Here is a 19,372-nt window from a genome sequence, read left to right as displayed (position 1 = left end):
CTGCATTTTCAATAGAGGTTTCTTCCATTATGTCACACGGAATTACTAATGCTTGTCCGTCAGAATCTCTAATTGTGACGGCAACTTTATCCAATAATTCTTTACGTCTTGACGAAAGAACAACTTTATATCCTAATCTGCTCCATTCAAAAGCCATTGATTTTCCAATGCCAGATGAAGCGCCAGTTATCCATATTACTTCTTCTTTCGCTTTTGTCATTTTTACAATGTTTACCCTAAAGATATAACTTATTCATTATAAATCACATAATAACAAAAAACAAGACTTTCTCACTTTTACGTTCACGAATAGTGTCTAACTTTTTTGGGACAGACCAGAGACGCTTACGCAGCTTTTCAGTTGAATGCATTGGAAAGCATAAGCTTCTAAATTTTTACAAAAATATTAGTGTAATATTTTTTACCATCAGGACTTACTCTCATCGAAATGCCAAAATAATTAAAATCTCCCTCAATAATTTTTTTATGTTCTGGACTATTTAACCATCCATTTAAAACACCTTCTGGAGACTGATAATTGTATCCAACATTTTCGCCTACATTTTTTGCTCCCAATACTTTTCTTATATTTTCAGATCGACTTACAAAATCATTATGGCTTACCAAATTGCTTTCGATCATATTATTATCATGTTCTTCAGCCTTGAAAGAAAGATAATCTTTTACTTGTATAGAATCCAATCCTCTTGACATCCTATAATCATTTATTAATTTCATCGTTTCCAATTCTACAGCACTATAAGTATAGTTCGCCATAATTTCATCTTTATAATTCGTTTGCATCCCTTCAGAGGAATCAGCAGAACAAGCATTTATAATCAAGACAAATGCTATCAATAATCCTTTTTGCAATGTTTTTTTCATTTTTGCCTCATATTGCTTATGTTGTAAAACAGAAGCCTTGTTTTTAAATTTTATGGTGCAAATTTCAGATTATAAAAAGCAACCAAATCCCCGTAAAAGACTTAAAAACAACACAATAAGACTTAAAAAATACGCAACAAGTCAACTACAAATGAAGCACTTAGAAACTAAAAAGCGCAAAGTCAGAGACATTTGCGCAACTTCTCAGTTTAGCTCTCGAAAATGCAAGTTTTAATCCTTTATAGAAACTTTTCTCATCTCAGAACTAACTTATACAATTCATCTACCAATTCCATTTCATCACTTGTAAGCATTTGCAAAGCAATTTCAAGCAAAAGCAATACATCCATTCCTGTTGAAGATGGATCATCTTTTAATGCACAAATACTTGTTTTTAATAAAGAGGCAATTATAAGATTCAATTCGCTATACGAAGCAATTTTCAACGACAAATTAAACTGATTGTCACTTTTGGGAGCTGGTTCTAGTTTTTTGAAATAATTAATTTTATTCATTAATACTACAAAATCTTCTATTATTTCTCTTTGTTGTAATTTCATAATCATACTTTTTTCTATTAGACAAATTTATAAGTGTGCAAATAAAAAATAAGGAACGTATTTATCCAGTCAAATACATCTGTTAAAAATTAGGAAGACAATTATTCCCCTATTTGAACTCTAAATTTTGACAGAATTAGAGAAAGATTATTCTTTCAAAAACAAAATTATTCAATATTTAGAAAAAATATTTTTCCTTAAAGAGACAAACATTTTACCCACATAATCTCAACAACTTTTTATTAATCAAATAAATACAAATACACTAACTCGATAAACACACCAATATTGACCGCCCAAAATGCTTTTTCATCAAAAAAAAATTAAAAATTTTTATCAAAATCCTTTGTACATCTCAAAAATAGTTGCATTTTTGCACCCGCAATAACAAAGCAGGTCCGTTCGTCTATCGGTTAGGACGCCAGGTTTTCATCCTGGTAAGGGGGGTTCGATTCCCCCACGGACTACTTAATAAGCCAAAAGCTCTAGAGAAATCTGGAGCTTTTTTTGTTTATATTTACTTCGTTAAATGTTTGAGTTTTTAAAAAGACTATTAAGGCGCACAAAACCTACAAATTAGCCATAAATAGAAATGCAAAAAACAGCAAACACAATAACAAAGCAAACAAGAAGTTATGAATGAAGTAATTTCAGATTATAAGAAACAATCAAAAAAAAATCAACCCAAATCTTAAAATGAAACACAAATTAGTAGCCCTTTTATTTGTATTCGCCTTTGCAAATATATCTGCACAAGCACCCGCCAGTAAAACCAATTACACCAACAGCAAATTACCTGCAGAAGAAGCTGTTACTAACAAGTCTCTAAAACCGCTAAAAAAAATCTCTTTAGACGATACTTCTATTTTAATCTACGACTATGACGGTTCTCTTTTTTCATGGGATCTGGAAGTTGAAAGTATTGTTTGGACCGTAAAAGCTTCGGATGCTAATTCTGAAATGTGTGCCAATAAAATAACGATACAAGACGGAGTTGTATATATTCCGTTTGTTAATGGCGAAATTTATGCGGTAGATAACGGAACGGGCGCTATTTTTTGGAAATCAAGATTAGGCAACATCAAAGATCAGATTGTTCTAAAAGATCAAACTCCAATTATTGCTAACGGAAAATTATTTATAACGGCTCAAAATCAAAATCAGAGCAGTAATTTATACGCTTTAGACTTAAAAGATGGAAGCTTGGCTTGGAACTACAAATTAGACACGCCAAACAACGACATAGAGCCATTATTTTTCGACAATAAGATTTTTACCCAAAGCGGAAACAATGTGTATTGTTTTGAAGCCAATACAGGCAAATTGCTAAACCAAAAAAGTTTTGACGAAACTATGACTGGAAAACCCGTTACTGATGGAGAAAGTGTTTTTATAGCTGGCGACAAAAATTGGCTCTACGCATTAAAACCAAACAGCTTGGATGTTTTATGGCAATTTAAAATAGACGAAAACCAAAACAACGTTAAAGAACGCATAGTTTGCCACGACAAAAAACTATATTTTGCAGCGCAAGGCCCAGAAGTTTCCTCTATTTATGCTGTTGATTCTAAAACAGGAACTCAGCTTTGGAAAACAAATTTTAAGGGCGATAATGTTGAATATATAGTTAAAGAAGTTGATAATCTTTGGGGATACACACAAAAAAAGAAACTTTTTGAATTAGACTTATCAAACGGCGAAATGGCTTTTGAAGAAAAGCTAACTACGTTGCCTATTTCAAATATTGAATTTCCAAATGATGACAACTTGCTTTATTACTATTGCGATGCAGGATTAATTCAGTTCGATTTAAAAGAAAAAGACGAAAATGTTTATTATATGCGCACCTCAATTACAGACAATCCTTATAGCGCTTATTTAAAGATAATTCGATAATAAAAAAAGAAGCTTCTTCCGTTTGAAAAAGCTTCTTTTTTTTGCAACAAATAAAAAAGACCATTATAAACGGTCTTTTTACTATCTTATTTTTGAGAAAAATTATGCTCTAAACAAAGCATATTTATTGTAGCTATACAAAACTTTATCATAAGGAACATAAAGCGAAACTATCTTCTCTGTTGACTCGTCAAATTGAATTCCGTTGTGTTTTCTAAACAAATAAATCTCTTTCAAACAATTAGAAAGGCTTTGGTGGATTTCGCTTGTAAATGTTGGCAATTTTTTATCTCCTACCAAAAGATCAATCTGGTAGTTTGAACTGCTTTTTGACAAGTTGTTACCAATAATTCTAATCGTAAAAGTTGTTGGTTTTCCGTATTGTTCTCCCTGATATTGTAGCGTCATGATTTCTTTTTATTAAATGATTAGTACTACCGCCAATTACTTGGCTTTTGGTTCTCTAGATACTTTTATTAAAGTTATAAAAATTTAAGACAAACATAAAAAATCCTTTCTAAATTATATGTTATTTTTTTAAGAAACCTTAAAGTCTAAAAAAACGAAAACCGTAAGGAATTACGGTTTTAACAATTAACTAAATGTAAAATTCATTCATAAGCATCGATTGGTTTTGGTAAACTATTGTAATTTATTTTCTTGGTTTATTTCTAATAAAAATGGATTTCCGTTCTCATCCATCATTGTCATATTCAACACATCTAATAGTGCTATTTTTTTTGAAACTTCGCCCGTAAACTTATTGTACGAAAGATTCAATTCTTTCAGATTGGCAAGCTTTTCAATTTCTATCGGAATCGCTCCTGTAAAATCATTATCAAACAAACTGAAATTCTGCAGCGCATTCAAATTTATGATTTCATTGGTCAAAATTCCCGAAAGCTTATTATTATTCAAAAGCAACACTTTTAATCCAGAAATTTTATAAATCGAAACAGGCAGTTTTCCGTTAATTTCATTATTAAAAACGGCTAAAATTTCAAGCTTATTCAACTTTCCAATTTCTGATGGAAGCTCTCCTGAAATAGCATTCATAAAAAGCTCCAAGTCTTTCAATTTTGCTAATTGACAAATTGAAGCTGGAATTACCCCAGACAATTTATTATTAGCAATATTGAGCAATTCTAATTCTTTCAAATTAAAAACCGAAGGAGACAAACTTCCTTCAATTTTATTCTTCTCCAGATTTAGCGATTCTAAATTTACAAGATCGTAAAAAGCTTCGGGCAATTCGCCTTGCAGATTATTATCTGCTAAATTAAGCGCCACTACTTTTCCATTTTGAGTTTTAACTCCATACCAAGTAGAAACTGGCAGATTTAAATCCCACTTTGTTTTCCACTGCAAACCATTTGTTGCCTGATATAATTTTATAAGCGCTTCTTTTTCTTTATCCGAAATGGTATCTGCCAAAACACTTAGCGAAAAAGCAAACACTAAAGAAAATGTAATTAAAATTTTCATAACAGATTTGGGATTTGTTACAATCGTAAAATTATATAATTCATAGCTATAATACACTAAATATCGGTAAACTGTTAATAAAAAAATAATTAGTAAGATTTAAACTACTTTATAATATTTCATAAAATCTGCGTTTATTTTAACTACATTTGACTAACTAATTCTAAAAACCTCATATTATGCAAATTAACTTCGCCGCTTTATTTATTGCAGCAATTGTAACACTAGTAACTGGTTTTATCTGGTACAGCCCAAAAGTATTCGGAACTATCTGGATGAAGGAAAACAATCTTACCCAAGAGGAATTAAGAAAAGGAAATATGCTTAAAATCTTCGGATTGACTTACCTCTTTTCTTTAATGATTACAATGACTTTAATGTCGCTAACCATCCATCAATCTGGCGCAATCGGAATGGTTGGCGGACCACCATTAATGGATAGTGCAAAACCTTCATTTGCAGCTTTTATGGCAGATTACGGAATGGCTTACAGAACTTTTAAACATGGCGCTCTTCATGGTTTTATGTCTGGATTGTTTTTTGCGTTTCCGCTAATTGGAATTAATGGTTTATTCGAAAGAAAATCTTGGAAATATATTTTTATTCACGCTGGATACTGGATGCTTACCCTAACTCTTATGGGAGGAATTATCTGCGGATTTGCTTAAATAAAAAATACTCAAACCCGTTTGAAAAGATAACTCAAACGGGTTTTTCTCAAATAATAGCTCAAACTCCGTTAGTTATTGCAAATATTATCTAATTTTGAAGAAATTAGCTCACTCTTTTGAATACAACATATTCTTTCCAGATTTATAAAAGCGCATCGTTATTGCCTTTAGAATGGAACTCGCTAGCTGCAAACAACATTTTTTTGACACGAGAATATCTCGAAGTACTGGAAAATTCTTCTCCGGTAAATATGACTTGTCATTTTATTGGACTTTTTGAAGAAGAAAAACTAATCGGAATTGTTTTAACGCAGTTTTTATTTGCAGAAAAACTCGAGTCTTTTGGCGAACGCGACAAATGCTTGAAAACCTCTGTTCGTAATTTTGCTTTAAAGAATTTTGCTTCGCACGTTTTATTTGTCGGAAACAACATGCTTACCGGCCAGAATGCTTTTATTTTTGATAAAACAATCAAAGAATCGAAAGCAATTAAAACGCTTCATAAAGCAATTAATCAGCTTAAAAAGGATTTAAAAGAAAGCGGAAAAAAAGTTCATATTACAAGCATAAAAGATTTTACAGCAAAAGAAATCGAACCGCTTCAAGATGAATTCAAAAACAATTATACGTTTTCTACACAGCCGAATATGGTTTTCGAAATCAACAAAAGCTGGAAAACAGAACAAGATTATATTGATGCTTTATCTAAAAAATATCGTGATCAGTACAAACGCGCTCGAAAAAAATCGGAAGGAATTGTAAAACAGCAAATGTCTCTTTCTGACATTAAACAATACGAAGATGTAATTTACGATTTGTATTTTCATGTTGCAAAAAATGCTCCTTTCAATACTTTTTTTCTGGCTCGAAATCATTTTAGTTTTTTTAAAGAAATTATGGGAGAAAACTTTCTTCTTTATGGTTATTTCATAGACGAAAAACTAATCGGTTTCAACACTTTAATCAAAAACGGCGATGTAATGGATACGTATTTTTTAGGTTATGATGAAAGTGTTCAGCGCGAAAAAATGCTGTACTTAAATATGCTTTATGATATGATTGCTTATTCTATCAAGAAAGGATTCAAAGAAATTGTTTTTGCTAGAACCGCACTAGAAATCAAAAGCTCTGTTGGCGCCAAACCTGTAAAGATGTATGGTTTAATTACACATAGCAATGCTTTGATTAATCATAACATTTCTAGATTTTTTAATTATCTAGAACCTAAAACCGAATGGCAGGAACGTAATCCTTTTAAATAAAATTCAATCAAAATTAAGGAACCGCAATTTTCATTTGCTTGTGCAGAATATCAATTTTTAAAGAAGTCTGCGCTCCGCAATATTCTCCATCGATTTGAAAATTAACAGGATAATCTGTTTTTATTTCTGCTTTATCGGTCGAAATAATCACAATGTCATCAGAATCAATTGGCATATTTCCAGTTATAATTTTTCCAATTAAAAGCAAATCAAGACTTTTCAAAACCACCAATTCAAACTTCCCATCATTCATAGCTCCATTTGGATTAATAATGACTCCAGTTCCATATTTCTGCGAATTGGCAATTACAATCATTCTTGCAACATGCTGAACTGTTTTATTGTTTGCTGAAATTGTTGCTACAAATGGCTCTTCTGATTCTTTTAGCGTTGTAAAAGCTTGCAATGCATAACCCCAAAATCCTCGAACATCACTCTGTTCATAATTTTTAACCAGATTTGCATTTAACCCAAGATCGCTCAAATGAATACTTTTTTTACCATTGATGCAAATCATATCCATTTCGATATAATGATTCAGAAACGCTATTTTAAGGTTCTCTTCTATTCCATTAGGAAGATTTAAGTCAACAGAAAGTCCATTTGCCGAACCTGCAGGCAAAATCCCGATTATAACATCTTGCTCTTCCATTGCTTCGGCAACCATTTTTATAGTTCCATCGCCCCCAGCAACAATAATTCGCTCTGGCCGAGATTCATCGTATAAAGATTGTATTGTTTTTAAATCGTTATTTCCAGTTGTTTCATACACTTTCAGATCAAAATGATGTATTACGGCAAAAGTTTCTACAGCATCAATCAAATCCGATTTATCCAAGTCTCCAGAAATAGGATTTACAACAAACAGTATATTCTTTTTCAAAATTTTATTTTTAAAACCAATTAATTTGAGTAATTTACAGTTACATAAATATACGTAATTAATGAAACCAATTCTACAATTATATCGTGGTTATGCAAATGAGCAAGAGTTAATTGTAATGGGACACGTTTTAAAGAGAGAGCATAAATACAATTTTGAAAAAAGAAAGTTAAAAAATGCTACTTCTGTCCTCAAATTATTCAGAATAAAAACCATTAAAAATTTTGATGTTTATCTTCATTATAATAATGAAATAATTCATACCAAAACATTAGATGATGGTTTTTTTAATTTTTGCATTCCGCTAGAAAAAGAAACTCATTTTGGATGGATGCCTTATGAGGTAAGCTTAAAATACAAAGATGAGACCGTTGTATGCAAAGGCACTTTCATAAGACCACACAAAGGAAAACTCGGAATTATATCTGATATTGATGATACTTTTCTGATTTCGCACACAAATAACTTTTTTCGAAAACTTTATATTTTATTATTTAGAAATGTAAATGACCGCAAAGTTTTTAAAGATGTCGTAGCTCATTATCAAGCTTTAAGTTCTGCTGGAAGAGACAATCTAGAAGAAGTAAATGCCTTTTTCTTCATCTCTAGCAGCGAATGGAATTTATATCGATTTATTGCCAAATTCACTAAAATAAATCATTTGCCAAAAGCAGTTTTTCTTTTAAAAGATATTAAAAGAGGAATCACCGATTTCTTTATGAGCGGAAGAGGAAATCATGATCATAAATTCGAAAAAATCAAACATGTAGTAGAATTCTATCCTACTCTAAAATACGTTTTAATGGGCGATGATTCTCAGCACGATCCAATGCTTTATGAAAGAATCTGTAAAATATTTCCCGTTACAGTTGTTGCTGTTTATATTAGACAGACTGGTAAAGCCCAGAAAAATGAAGTAAAAAAAATTCTGAAAAATTTAGAGAGCCTGAATGTTTCTGTTTGTTATTTTAAAGAAAGCAGCAAAGCAATTGAACACTCTCGATCTATTGGAATTATTAAGTAGTTTGTTTCAAGTTTCAAGTTTCAAGTTTTGAACTGAATGACTGTTTTAACGCCAAGTTTTTTTGATCTGTAAGCTTTTATAAAAACGCAAAGTTCGCAAAGCTGTCTATCGATAAAGCTTTGCAAACTTTGTACATTGTAAATGCAAACTATAAAAACTTAACGTGCTTTGCGTTAAAAATTACTCATCAAGACAAAACTTGAAATCTGAAACTTAAAGCAAAAAACTATGCATTAAAACTATCAATCTCTTCTGAAACAACTTCCCAGTCAATTAACAATTGTTCTAAATCTTGTTTCTTTTTATTGTAAGCTGTAAAAAATGAAGCATCTTCGATGTGTTTATCATAATTAGTTTCTAGCATTTTATCGTCATGCTGAATTTGTTTTTCTAATTGCTGAATCTGGCTTTCAATTTTACTTAACCTGTTTTGAAGTGCTTTCCCTTTTTTCTGATCTTCATAAGATACTTTTGCAACTTCTTTTTCTTTTGGAGCTTCTTTTTTTATAACATCCTTTTTCTCCACCTCACGCATATTTTCAAGATTGCGCTGCTCTAAGAAGAAGTTGATATCTCCAAGATATTCTTTAATTTTTTGATCTTTAAATTCGTAAACGATGTTAGACATTCCTTGAAGAAAATCCCTATCGTGAGAAACCAACAATAAAGTTCCACCGAATTTTTGAAGCGCCGCTTTCAAAACGTTTTTAGATTTAATATCTAAGTGGTTTGTAGGCTCATCCATAAGCAACACATTGATTGGCTGCAACAACAACTTGCAAAGTGCCAAACGGTTACGTTCACCTCCAGAAAGCACCTTTACTTTTTTCTCAACATCATCTCCACGGAAAAGGAAAGAACCTAACATATCACGCACTTTCATACGGTTTGTATCTGTTGCCGCATCTTCCATTGTTTGAAGCAAAGTAATTTCTCCATCCAAATATTCAGCTTGATTTTGAGCAAAATATCCTAATTGTACATTATGTCCTAATTTAATGTTTCCTTGGTATTCAAACTCGTTTACAAGCGCTTTGATGAAAGTCGATTTTCCTTGTCCGTTTTGTCCAACAAAAGCGATTTTACTTCCTCTTTCAACTAATAAACTGATATCTTTTAAAATCGTTTTGTCTCCGTATGCTTTTGTCACATGTTCAGCTTCAATAACTACTTTTCCAGGTTCTTTAGAAACAGGAAAAGAAATATTCATAACTGAATTGTCATCTTCGTCAACTTCGATCCTTTCTACTTTATCTAACTTTTTAATCAGCGATTGCGCCATTGAAGCTTTTGAAGCTTTTGCACGGAATTTCTCGATTAATTTTTCGGTCTCTTCAATTTTTTTCTGCTGATTCTTTTGAGTTGCTAATTGCTTTTCGCGAATTTCGTGACGTAACTCTAAATATTGAGAATATGGCTTATTAAAATCGTATGCTTTTCCTAATGAAATTTCGATTGTTCTATTGGTAACATTGTCCAAGAACATTTTATCGTGCGATACGATTACCACAACTCCAGGATAATTGCGAAGGAAATTCTCTAACCAGATGATACTTTCAATATCCAAGTGGTTGGTTGGCTCATCCAGAAGCAATACATCGTTCGATTGTAACAATAATTTAGCTAATTCTATACGCATTCTCCATCCTCCAGAAAATGTTTCAGTTTGGTTATTAAAAACCTCCCTTTTAAAACCAAGACCTAAAAGGATTTTCTCTGTATCACCAACGTAATTGTACCCTCCAAGAAGATCGAAACGATGTGTGTAATCAGACAAATCTTCTATAATCTGGCCGTATTCTTCACTTTCATAATCGGTTCTTGTAACCAATTGATGATTGATTTCTTCAAGCTTTTTCTCTACAATTTTAATTTCTGTAAAAGCTTCATATGCTTCTTCTAAAACAGTTCTTCCTTGTTCAAAATCAATATCTTGACGAAGGAATCCCATTCTAATATCTTTCTCTTGAGAAATAACTCCCGAGTCTGGTTTAAAATCTCCTGCCAACATTTTTAGCATTGTAGATTTACCTGCTCCGTTTTTACCAACAAGACCTACACGGTCGCCAGCGCCTAAACGAAAAGTAACTTCTTCAAATAAATAGGTTCCTCCAAAAGAAACAGAAAGATTGTGTATATTAAGCATAATGTATTGCTGTAAGTAAAGGTTAAAAACCTTTTATATTCATTAAATAAATAAACTGTAAACAAGCGAATTATCCTGTTACAATTTTGAAAGTGCAAAAGTATAACTTTTAATTGAAGTTTTTATACTGAAAAACAATAGCTTTTGGAAAATTCAAAAACTAAAAACCTCCTCTAAATTTGATATTTTAAGAAAAAGAAAATAGTGCAGATGAATATTATAATTCAACATCAAACCAAGATAGGCTATAAGTTTTCATCCTAATTAAATAGCTTAAAGCCAGAAAATACCTTATATTTGCTTTAAATAAATTCTCCCATTCAAACTGTATCCAAATACAATTGAGATGAATTAAAGACCATAAAATTTACTTAAAATGTTCAAAAGAGGTTCCAAGCTAAATAGTATCATTACAGGAAGTTGTCCAAAATGCCAAAAAGAAAGTATGTATGAAGACAAAAACCCACTTCATTTAAGTAAGGTTCTCAAAATGAATGAAAATTGTAGCCATTGTGGGTTCAAATATCAAATTGAACCTTCGTTTTTTTATGGTGCAATGTACGTTAGCTATGCACTAAATGTTGCTGTCGGAATCGCTGCTTTTATTGTTTCATTTGTTTTTTTTGAAGCAACAATAGAACAATCGTTTATCGCAATTATCTTAACATTAGTGGTTTTATTCCCTTTTGTATTACGCCTTTCGAGAAACTTATACATTAATATGTTTGTTTCTTATGATCCTAAGGCCGGTCAGGAATAAGAGATTTCAAATATCTTTTGTGGAAACGCTTTATATCGGCTTCTTTATCTATTGGAGTTCCCGATTCAATATTATCATATAACATTTTTGCTAAGGCAGGTCCAAGCATAACACCACGTGTTCCTAGTCCGTTAAGAATATGAATAGAACTGTACGCTTCGTGAGTTCCTACTAATGGTCTCCTATCTGCAACTGTAGGACGTACTCCTGCAAAGTGTTTTACGATTTCAAAATCGCACGTTATAATTTCCTTAATACGATCTAGAAGTTCTTTTTTTCCTTCTTCGGTAGGAAGATCTGTTTTATCGTGCCAATTGTAAGTAGCTCCAACTTTAAACAAATTGCCACCTACCGGTAAAATAAAAACACTGGTATTAACAATTAAATCTAATTTCAAATCAGGTGCTTTTATTAAAAACAATTCCCCTTTTGTTCCATCCAAAGGAAGATAATTAAAATAAGGGTTTTTATGCAACCCAAAACCTTCTGCAAATATGATATTGCGTGCTTTAATATTTTTATATTGAATTCCTAAATCAAGAATCTCTAAAAAAGAACTATGAAAAGATTCTTCCAGAAGTAAATTATTCTCTTTTAAGTATGCTCTGTAACTTTCTAATAATTGTCCTGTTTTGACATAACCTGTATGCAGAACTTCTCCATAATCGAAAGGAGAATCAATACCTTGATATTTCTTAGTAATTATTTTGGTTGACAAAAAAGGAGCTAAGTTTATTTTATCAGAAGCCGCAAACCAATTATTTTGCTCTTCAATAGAAAAAAACTTTCTTAGAATTGGCATCTTAAAGTTAAATTTCTCATGTAATTTATCTTCCACCACATCATAAAACTCATTCATCAGGACTAAATGATCCTTCGCATTCCAAACCTCACTAAAACGTTTTAAAATTACTGGATTATATAAACCTCCGGCAATCCTAGAAGAATTCTGAGACTTGTCATCAATAACTAAAATAGATTTATTGTTTTTAAGCGCAACTTCAGCGAAAGAAATTCCAGCCAAACCAGATCCGACGATTAAATAATCAAGCATTGTGCAGTATATAGATAAAATAAAAAAACTCTTACTACAAAGGTAGCAAGAGTTTTTCTTATTATTCAGTTTAAGACCCTAGTAATTCCACATATCTTCTTCAAAATTACGAATCTTCTCTTTTACTCTTTCAGATTCTAGCAATTGGCTTTGTGCATTATCTTTAATGTAATCTTTAATTTCACGGTCACCATATACATTTTCCTCTTTATAGATAACAGAATTAAAATATCTAGAGTTTAAAATCTGATCAAACGAAATTGGCATTGCCGAATTTTTATCATTAAAAGCTTTTCCTTCATGCAATACTTCCCGCGCATTGAGGAAGAAAACCCAAAACAGCTCGATATAATCTTTCTCATCACTATTCATTGTGTAAACATCAGGAGTTACAGGACAAATTCCGAGCAGACGATATTTTAAATCACTTTGCCTTTTATCAAAATACCAAAATCCTTTAATCTTATACATATTAACATCTGCAGCTGTCAAGTCTTGTTTCAAAATATATTCAGCAGGAACAGTTCTTGTTGGTCCAACAGTTTGATCAACATAAGTGACTTTTTTATTTTTTCCTGTTCCAGTAACAACCTTTTTCTTGACAACACGCGTTCTAAAGTCATCAGGATACTGATTAATAAGCTCTCGCCCAGCATCGGTAGTATCAACACGCGATAGTGCTCCTTGAATATCTTTTAAAGACTTTTTTGTATTAAAATAGCTGTCGGCATAAACTTCTGTTATCTTTCCACTTCTGATTCCTCTCGTCAAAATATCATACAGTGAACGTCGTTCGGGACCGATATTAGCGGTATCTACGGGAAAATATAACGGAAAATTAATTTTTTCATTCAAATCAATAATTTCCCAAACCATTTTTCCCATTAAAACATCTCTATCGTCAACATAACCGTATGCTAGAGGTTTATCGTTATCAGATATCATTTGAGCTGGTGTCTTAATTCCTATCTGATCGGCAGTTTTGGCATTAAGTAAATTAGACTGAGCGTTAGAAGATAGGCTTCCAAGAACAGCAACAATAGCAACTAATAAATTTCTTACTTTCATCATGATAATTTTTACAAGACATTAAACGAAATTTTATTACAAATATTGTTATTTTTCTTACATAAATAAAAAATAATGTCTTCCAATATCACTTTGGAGCATTAATTGATTATAGACATAAAAAAAACTCTTACTACAAAGGTAGTAAGAGTTTTTTAATTATCATGCTATGTATCAACTTAGTAGTTCCACATATCTTGTTCGAAGTTGCGAATTTTCTCTTTCACTCTTTCAGATTCTAATAACTGATTTTGTGCGTTATCCTTCATGTAATCGCTAATAGCTCTATCTCCATAAAGGTTTTCTTCTTTGTAAATAACAGCGTTAAAACGTCTAGAATTTAAAATCTGATCAAATGAGATCGGAAGAGCTGAATTGTTGTCATTAAAAGCTTTTGCTTCATGCAGAGCTTCTCTGGCATTTGGGAAGAATACCCAAAACAATTCAATATAATCCTTTTCATCACTATTCATTGTATAAACATCTGGAGTTACTGGGCAAATTCCTAGCAAACGATATTTTAACTCACTTTGACGTTTATCAAAATACCAATATCCTTTAATTTTATACTGAGTAACATCTGCAGCAGTAAGATCTTGTTTTAAGATATATTCAGCAGGAACTGTTCTTGTTGGTCCAACTGTCTCTTCAACATAAGAAACTGATTTATTTTTACCTTTACCGGAAACAACTTTTTTCTTCACAACTCGTGATTTATAGTCATCTGGGTATTGGTTAATTAACTCTCTACCTGCATCCGTTGTATCAATACGAGATAATGATCCTTCGATGTCTTTCATAGATTTTTTAGTGTTGAAATAACTGTCAGTATATACTTCAGTAACTTTTCCACTTTTAATAGCTTTAGTTAAAACGTCATAAAGAGAACGTCTATTAGGACCAATATTAGCTGTATCTACCGGAAAATACATTGGAAAATTAATCTTCTCATTTAAGTCAATGATTTCCCATGTTGTTTTTCCCATCAAAACATCTCTATCATCTACATAGCCATAAGCCAAAGGCTTATCATTATCAGATATTAATTGAGCAGGAGTTTTAAGTCCAATTTGAGCAGGAGTTTTAGCGTTTAGCAAATTAGATTGCGCATTAGAAGCAAAACCTCCAGCGATACAAAAAATAGCTATTAAAAAATTTCTTACTTTCATCGTGGTATCGTTATAAGATATTGAATGTAGTTTACACTACCTTTATTATTGTATTTCGTAAATTACAGGAGCAGTTCTTGGCAATAAATAACTACCAGCTCCAACAAGTTTAGTTTTAATTTCAGAAATAGTAACTTGGTCTCCTTTACCTGCTCTTGAAAGTACTTGTTTACATTGTGCATTCATTTTGTTTCCTGTAACAACAACTGTAGGCTGTCCAGCAATTTTCATATTGAATCCAACAACATCTAACTCAACTTCAAAATCAAAATCAAGAAGTTTAGCTCCAATAGTAGCAACTTCAAGGTTAGATCTAGGTCCTTTTACAACACCCATTTCACCTCTAATTGTTCCTGTTGGACCAGGAATACCTTTAATTCTGAATGTTTTCTTATCAGTCACTTTATCACCGTTTGGTAAAGTACCAGTTACAGAAATTGTAGCTTCAGTACCTTGACCTGGGCTCATGTTATATTTTCCTGGTTTACCAGCAGAAGATAAACCTGGAGCACTAGCAACAACTTTATTATCAGCAACACCAGCAAAAGACACAGAGATAGGGTTAACAACACCTCTATACACTACGTTCATTTTGTCTGCAGAAATTGTAGCAGAGTTTGGTCTTGGAACTACAACGTAAGTACCTTTAAATGGTAGATTGATTTTTTTACCATCTTCAATAAAATTGAATTGACCACCAATGTTTTGTTCTCCAACACTTCCTGCTGTTAAGTTAATTTTTGCTTGTCCAGTAGCTGGATCTAAAACTGCTCCTGAAACGCTTTCTGGTTTAGTATTTTCATCATAACGACCTAAAACAACTTTACCAGTAACTTTTTCACCTTGGAAATAAGCATTTTTATCTAAAACCACAATTGCTTGATAGTTGCTGTAAGAAGCAGCCTGAACAGCAGCTTTTCCTAAAGCACTGTTGTAAACATCAGTTTCAGCTTTTTGAACATCATTCTGCCATGCAGAAAGTTTTGCAGCTGAAGCAATTGCAGGGAATCCTTTAAAGTGATAAGCTAAGTATTTTTCTTTTATACCTTCTTTATTTTTTACATCAGAAACATCAAATTTCTTCTCAACTTCTGCTATAATGTTAGCATATTTTTTATCTGCACCTAAAGCAGCTTTTAAATCTGCTTTATACTTTTGTATTGCAGCAATAATTGCATCTCCTTTTTTAGTATAACCATCTCCTGTGAACCAGTCATCGATGTTATCTCCTCTATCCATAGCTTCGTATGGTAGTTTTCCAGTTTCTTTATCAATTTCATATCCTTTTATAGATTGAGCTTTTAAAGTTCCTAGATATGCATAAAAATCTTTAGAGATAGTTTCAACTTTATGAGCAGTTGCAGCTGCTACTGCAAATTCTCCTTTAGCTTCTGCTGCTTTTTGATCTAAAGCTTGCAATAAAGCAGTATTGTTTGTGATAGATGTAACATTAGAAGCTTCAAATTTTTCGTTAAATAAACCAAAACCTGAAATAACTTCTTTTGATACGTTCATTGCTAACATTGCGATGAAAACCAGATACATCAGGTTGATCATCTTCTGTCTAGGGGTTAATTTTCCTCCTGCCATTTTTTTCTAATTAGTCCTTAATTAATAAATATAATATCTAGTTAAAAACTAATTATCCTTTGTTACTCATTGCAGAAAGCATACCACCGTAAACACTGTTTAAAGAAGCAATGTTTGCAGTCATAGAAGCCATTTGTTCTTTTAATTTAGAAGCATTTTCAGCGATTTCTTTGTTAGCCTCAGCATTTCTAGAAGCGCTTTCTAATTGTACTTTATATAAACTGTTTAATGATTCCATTTGAGCAGCAGCTAAAGATAACTCTTCACCGTATTTTTTAGTAGAAGCGATAGAATCAACTGTTGGAGCAATTCCTTTAGCAGCAGATTCGAAGTTTTTGATGCTGTTTCCTAAACTTGACATTAATTCACCGTCAATTTTAGCCTCTTTTAATAATGAATCTAATTTTTGAGATAATAATCCTTGAGCATCCGTTGGAGTTTCAGCTTTAGCCTTTTTTTCTCTAGCTTGTCCATTAGCTAATTCTGGGTAAACTAGAGTCCAATCTAGTTCTTCTTCAACTGGTTCGAAAGCAGAAAGCGCGAAAATTAACGCCTCAGTAAGTAATCCTACTGAAAGCATAACTGTACCTGTTAATGGTCCAATCTCGAAGTGAGTAATTTTGAATAACGCTCCAACGATTACCACTGCCGCTCCCATACCATAAGCGAAATTCATTGCTTTTTTACTTAATAATGCCATAATACTTTTTTTTTAGGTTTAAAATAGATTTGTTGGATATTGATAAAATTATAAAATTACTTTTTTCTGTTTCCGGTAACTTGCGTTCCCATATAATCTTGTACAGTTCTAAATCCGATATAACTTCTAGCAGAATCTGCATATTCGTGATCACGAGTACTTACTTGTAGGAAATAAGCAACGTCTTTCCAAGATCCTCCACGAACAACTTTTCTTTGGTTTTTACCATCGATTACGTTTGGATTCATTGTAGAAACATATTCGTAAGCGTTTGGATTGTAAGCTGAATCCGTCCACTCAGAAACGTTTCCTGCCATGTTGTACAAGCCGTAACCATTTACATCGTAAGATTTAGCTTCAACAGTGTAAAGAGCTTCGTCAGCAGCATAATCTCCTCTACTTGGTTTAAAGTTTGCTAAGAAACAACCTCTATCACTCTTAGTATAAGGACCTCCCCAAGGGTAAGTTGCAGACTCCAGACCTCCTCTAGCAGCATATTCCCATTCTGCCTCAGTTGGCAATCTGAAAGCATTTACTAAGTCACGTCCTTTTTTCTTAGATTTAATGTAGCTATTTTTATTTAAAGTTCTCCAAGCACAGAATGCTTTAGCTTGTTTCCAAGTCACACCAACTACAGGATAATCTCCGTAAGCCTTGTGCCAGAAATAGTCATTATGCATTGGCTCATTATATGAATAAGCAAAATCTTTAATCCAAACTGCAGTATCAGGATAAACATTTACCTGTTCAGTTTTTACGAAGTCGCTTCTTTTTCCAACTTTAGCTTTTGCAGCAGCCTGAATATCCATCCAAGAATAACGGAATTTCAATTTATTTACATCAATTGTTCTTAAACCATTGTATGATTCTTCAATTGGTAAATACATAGAGTCCATTACTTCAGCATAATATTCATCTGGATATGCTTTTGTATCTTTAATTAACTTAACTTTTCTGTTTAATTTTCTTCCAGCATATGGATCGTCTTTTGTACCAACACTATAATAGTTGTCATACATATATTTATCATAAGCTGTCATTTTTTCTGGATCAGAATCATTAAAAGCATAATCAGCAATACTTCCGCCTTTTTTACCTTTTCCATCAGTAGCTTTCTGACCAGTTTCGTCTGCTAAGATTGCTAAACGAACTCTCATTGTTGAGTCTTTTACCCACTCCACAAATTGACGGTACTCACTATTTGTAATCTCTGTTTCATCCATGTAAAATGAACGAACAGTTACTGTTTTAGTTGGAGCATCTTCTACGTTAGCTAAATCAGCATCTGATTTACCCATAATAAAAGATCCACCCGGAACTAATGTCATTCCATAAGGCTTCTCGGGATGCCATTTCCCTCCTGTAACACCAACTAATTCACCTTTGTCACCTGACTTACCACAGCCGATTACTAGTGTTAACATTGCTGCAAATGCAATAAACTTCTTCATATAAATTTGGGATTATCTATTCATTATTAAAAGTCCGTAAACGTATTTATTATTTATCTAAAAAACAATACTACTTGCGAATTTATTTTACCGTTCAAAAATAATGTTAAATAAAATAAAAAAAAAATATTTTATCGACAAACTGTACCAAAAAATCGATGTAAAACGTTAATTTTTATGTATTATAAATATTTTCTTACTAATTTATTTTAACCTTTTTAAAGAGGTTTTAAAAATTTAAGATTTCACTTAAATTTTCGGCCTATAAAGCATTTTTTCGTTGCGCTTTCCACCATCTTTCTGGCAATTCTTGATTGCAAGCCGACAAATATTCATCATAAGAACAGGGTAATAACGTATTTCTTTTCAATTTATTGCTCCCATTTGATTCAAATGGAATTTCTATCCACCAACGTTCTGTTTTATCACTTTTATAGAATATCAATTCTTCATCATCTAGCGGAACTATATACTTTAAATAATTTGCTCGGCTTCCAAACGGATACTCTTTTGAGCGATAGTGATAGCCTTCAATAAAATACCATACAACCTGAGAAATAATAACCGATTCGGCCAGTGTGCTATTATGATTAAATATTCCAAAAGAAGAAACTTTATCACTTATACCAGCATATCTAGCCAAAGCACAAATTTCTTTTCCATTAAATCCGTTTGGCTCAAAAGTAACCATATTTGCTGACGCAGAAGATTTTACAGAATTCAAATCTATACTAACTAAATCTGCATCTCTGAAAACTGGCTCAGCCA

At 32.2% G+C, this 19,372-nt stretch carries 18 protein-coding genes, 1 tRNA gene and 1 pseudogene; 6 read left to right on the top strand and 14 right to left on the bottom strand.

Going from position 1 to position 19,372, the window contains the following annotated elements:
• From B3J44_RS23445 to B3J44_RS23435, 3 genes are all read right to left on the bottom strand, one after another.
• On the bottom strand, positions 1-220 hold a 220-nt coding region (locus B3J44_RS23445; protein ID WP_286971837.1), incomplete at its 3' end, for an SDR family NAD(P)-dependent oxidoreductase.
• Between the two features lie 167 nt (positions 221-387).
• A complete protein-coding gene (locus B3J44_RS23440; protein WP_286971835.1) occupies positions 388-885 on the bottom strand; it encodes a CAP domain-containing protein in 498 nt (165 codons plus the stop codon).
• Between the two features lie 254 nt (positions 886-1,139).
• A complete protein-coding gene (locus tag B3J44_RS23435; protein ID WP_286971833.1) occupies positions 1,140-1,445 on the bottom strand; it encodes a hypothetical protein in 306 nt (101 codons plus the stop codon).
• Positions 1,446-1,840: 395 nt separating this feature from the next.
• Between B3J44_RS23435 and B3J44_RS23430 the strand changes: the two genes are divergently transcribed.
• Together B3J44_RS23430 and B3J44_RS23425 are read left to right on the top strand one after the other, a co-directional pair.
• Positions 1,841-1,912 (top strand) — tRNA-Glu (locus tag B3J44_RS23430).
• Positions 1,913-2,141: 229 nt separating this feature from the next.
• Positions 2,142-3,341, top strand: coding sequence for a PQQ-binding-like beta-propeller repeat protein (locus tag B3J44_RS23425; RefSeq protein WP_286971831.1), 1,200 nt, complete (start codon positions 2,142-2,144; stop codon positions 3,339-3,341).
• A 102-nt stretch (positions 3,342-3,443) separates the two neighbouring features.
• Here the strand turns inward: B3J44_RS23425 and B3J44_RS23420 are convergent, their stop codons facing one another.
• Complete coding sequence (locus tag B3J44_RS23420; RefSeq protein WP_278022676.1) at positions 3,444-3,749, bottom strand: hypothetical protein; 306 nt, start codon at positions 3,747-3,749, stop codon at positions 3,444-3,446.
• 234 nt (positions 3,750-3,983) lie between these two features.
• Complete coding sequence (locus B3J44_RS23415) at positions 3,984-4,826, bottom strand: leucine-rich repeat domain-containing protein (RefSeq protein ID WP_286971829.1); 843 nt, start codon at positions 4,824-4,826, stop codon at positions 3,984-3,986.
• A 179-nt stretch (positions 4,827-5,005) separates the two neighbouring features.
• Here B3J44_RS23415 and B3J44_RS23410 point away from each other — a divergent pair, with 179 nt between their 5' ends.
• Both B3J44_RS23410 and B3J44_RS23405 read left to right on the top strand, forming a co-directional pair.
• A complete protein-coding gene (locus tag B3J44_RS23410) occupies positions 5,006-5,494 on the top strand; it encodes a DUF1761 domain-containing protein (RefSeq protein ID WP_286971827.1) in 489 nt (162 codons plus the stop codon).
• Positions 5,495-5,613: 119 nt separating this feature from the next.
• Positions 5,614-6,759, top strand: coding sequence for a GNAT family N-acetyltransferase (locus B3J44_RS23405; RefSeq protein ID WP_286971825.1), 1,146 nt, complete (start codon positions 5,614-5,616; stop codon positions 6,757-6,759).
• Positions 6,760-6,772: 13 nt separating this feature from the next.
• Here B3J44_RS23405 and B3J44_RS23400 read toward each other — a convergent pair whose 3' ends face one another.
• On the bottom strand, positions 6,773-7,642 hold the full coding sequence (locus B3J44_RS23400) for a diacylglycerol/lipid kinase family protein (RefSeq protein ID WP_286971822.1): 870 nt from the start codon (positions 7,640-7,642) through the stop codon (positions 6,773-6,775).
• 61 nt (positions 7,643-7,703) lie between these two features.
• On the opposite strand from B3J44_RS23400, the gene B3J44_RS23395 reads away from it, so the two are divergent.
• Positions 7,704-8,666 (top strand): App1 family protein, encoded by a 963-nt coding sequence (locus tag B3J44_RS23395; protein ID WP_198854306.1) that lies wholly within the window; start codon positions 7,704-7,706, stop codon positions 8,664-8,666.
• 226 nt (positions 8,667-8,892) lie between these two features.
• Here B3J44_RS23395 and B3J44_RS23390 read toward each other — a convergent pair whose 3' ends face one another.
• The gene (locus tag B3J44_RS23390) at positions 8,893-10,812 is read right to left on the bottom strand and encodes an ABC-F family ATP-binding cassette domain-containing protein (protein WP_286971819.1); all 1,920 of its coding nucleotides are present in this window, start codon (positions 10,810-10,812) and stop codon (positions 8,893-8,895) included.
• 376 nt (positions 10,813-11,188) lie between these two features.
• Here B3J44_RS23390 and B3J44_RS23385 point away from each other — a divergent pair, with 376 nt between their 5' ends.
• A complete protein-coding gene (locus tag B3J44_RS23385) occupies positions 11,189-11,572 on the top strand; it encodes a DUF983 domain-containing protein (protein WP_198854308.1) in 384 nt (127 codons plus the stop codon).
• On the opposite strand, the gene B3J44_RS23380 is transcribed toward B3J44_RS23385, so the two are convergent.
• The 7 genes and pseudogenes from B3J44_RS23380 to B3J44_RS23350 form a co-directional block, all read right to left on the bottom strand.
• Positions 11,553-12,626 carry an NAD(P)/FAD-dependent oxidoreductase gene (locus B3J44_RS23380; protein WP_286971816.1) on the bottom strand — a complete coding sequence of 358 codons (1,074 nt, stop codon included), beginning with the start codon at positions 12,624-12,626 and terminating at the stop codon, positions 11,553-11,555. The two genes, B3J44_RS23385 and B3J44_RS23380, sit on opposite strands and share 20 nt — an antisense overlap.
• 78 nt (positions 12,627-12,704) lie before the next feature.
• Positions 12,705-13,694, bottom strand: coding sequence for a gliding motility protein GldN (gene gldN / locus B3J44_RS23375; RefSeq protein ID WP_286972008.1), 990 nt, complete (start codon positions 13,692-13,694; stop codon positions 12,705-12,707).
• Positions 13,695-13,873: 179 nt separating this feature from the next.
• Positions 13,874-14,863 (bottom strand): gliding motility protein GldN, encoded by a 990-nt coding sequence (gene gldN, locus B3J44_RS23370; protein WP_198854310.1) that lies wholly within the window; start codon positions 14,861-14,863, stop codon positions 13,874-13,876.
• A gap of 45 nt (positions 14,864-14,908) precedes the next feature.
• Positions 14,909-16,453, bottom strand: coding sequence for a gliding motility protein GldM (gene gldM / locus B3J44_RS23365; protein WP_286971813.1), 1,545 nt, complete (start codon positions 16,451-16,453; stop codon positions 14,909-14,911).
• A 52-nt stretch (positions 16,454-16,505) separates the two neighbouring features.
• Positions 16,506-17,153, bottom strand: a complete 648-nt coding sequence (gene gldL, locus B3J44_RS23360; protein WP_198854312.1) for a gliding motility protein GldL — start codon at positions 17,151-17,153, stop codon at positions 16,506-16,508.
• 56 nt (positions 17,154-17,209) lie between these two features.
• Positions 17,210-18,604 carry a gliding motility lipoprotein GldK gene (gene gldK, locus B3J44_RS23355; RefSeq protein ID WP_008467094.1) on the bottom strand — a complete coding sequence of 465 codons (1,395 nt, stop codon included), beginning with the start codon at positions 18,602-18,604 and terminating at the stop codon, positions 17,210-17,212.
• 262 nt (positions 18,605-18,866) lie between these two features.
• A pseudogene (locus tag B3J44_RS23350) lies at positions 18,867-19,372 on the bottom strand (arginase); the annotation flags it as partial.

This window comes from Flavobacterium sp. UBA4854, assembly GCF_002399805.1.
Lineage (GTDB): Bacteria > Bacteroidota > Bacteroidia > Flavobacteriales > Flavobacteriaceae > Flavobacterium > Flavobacterium ginsengisoli.
This window is presented reverse-complemented; position numbering and strand designations above follow the sequence as displayed.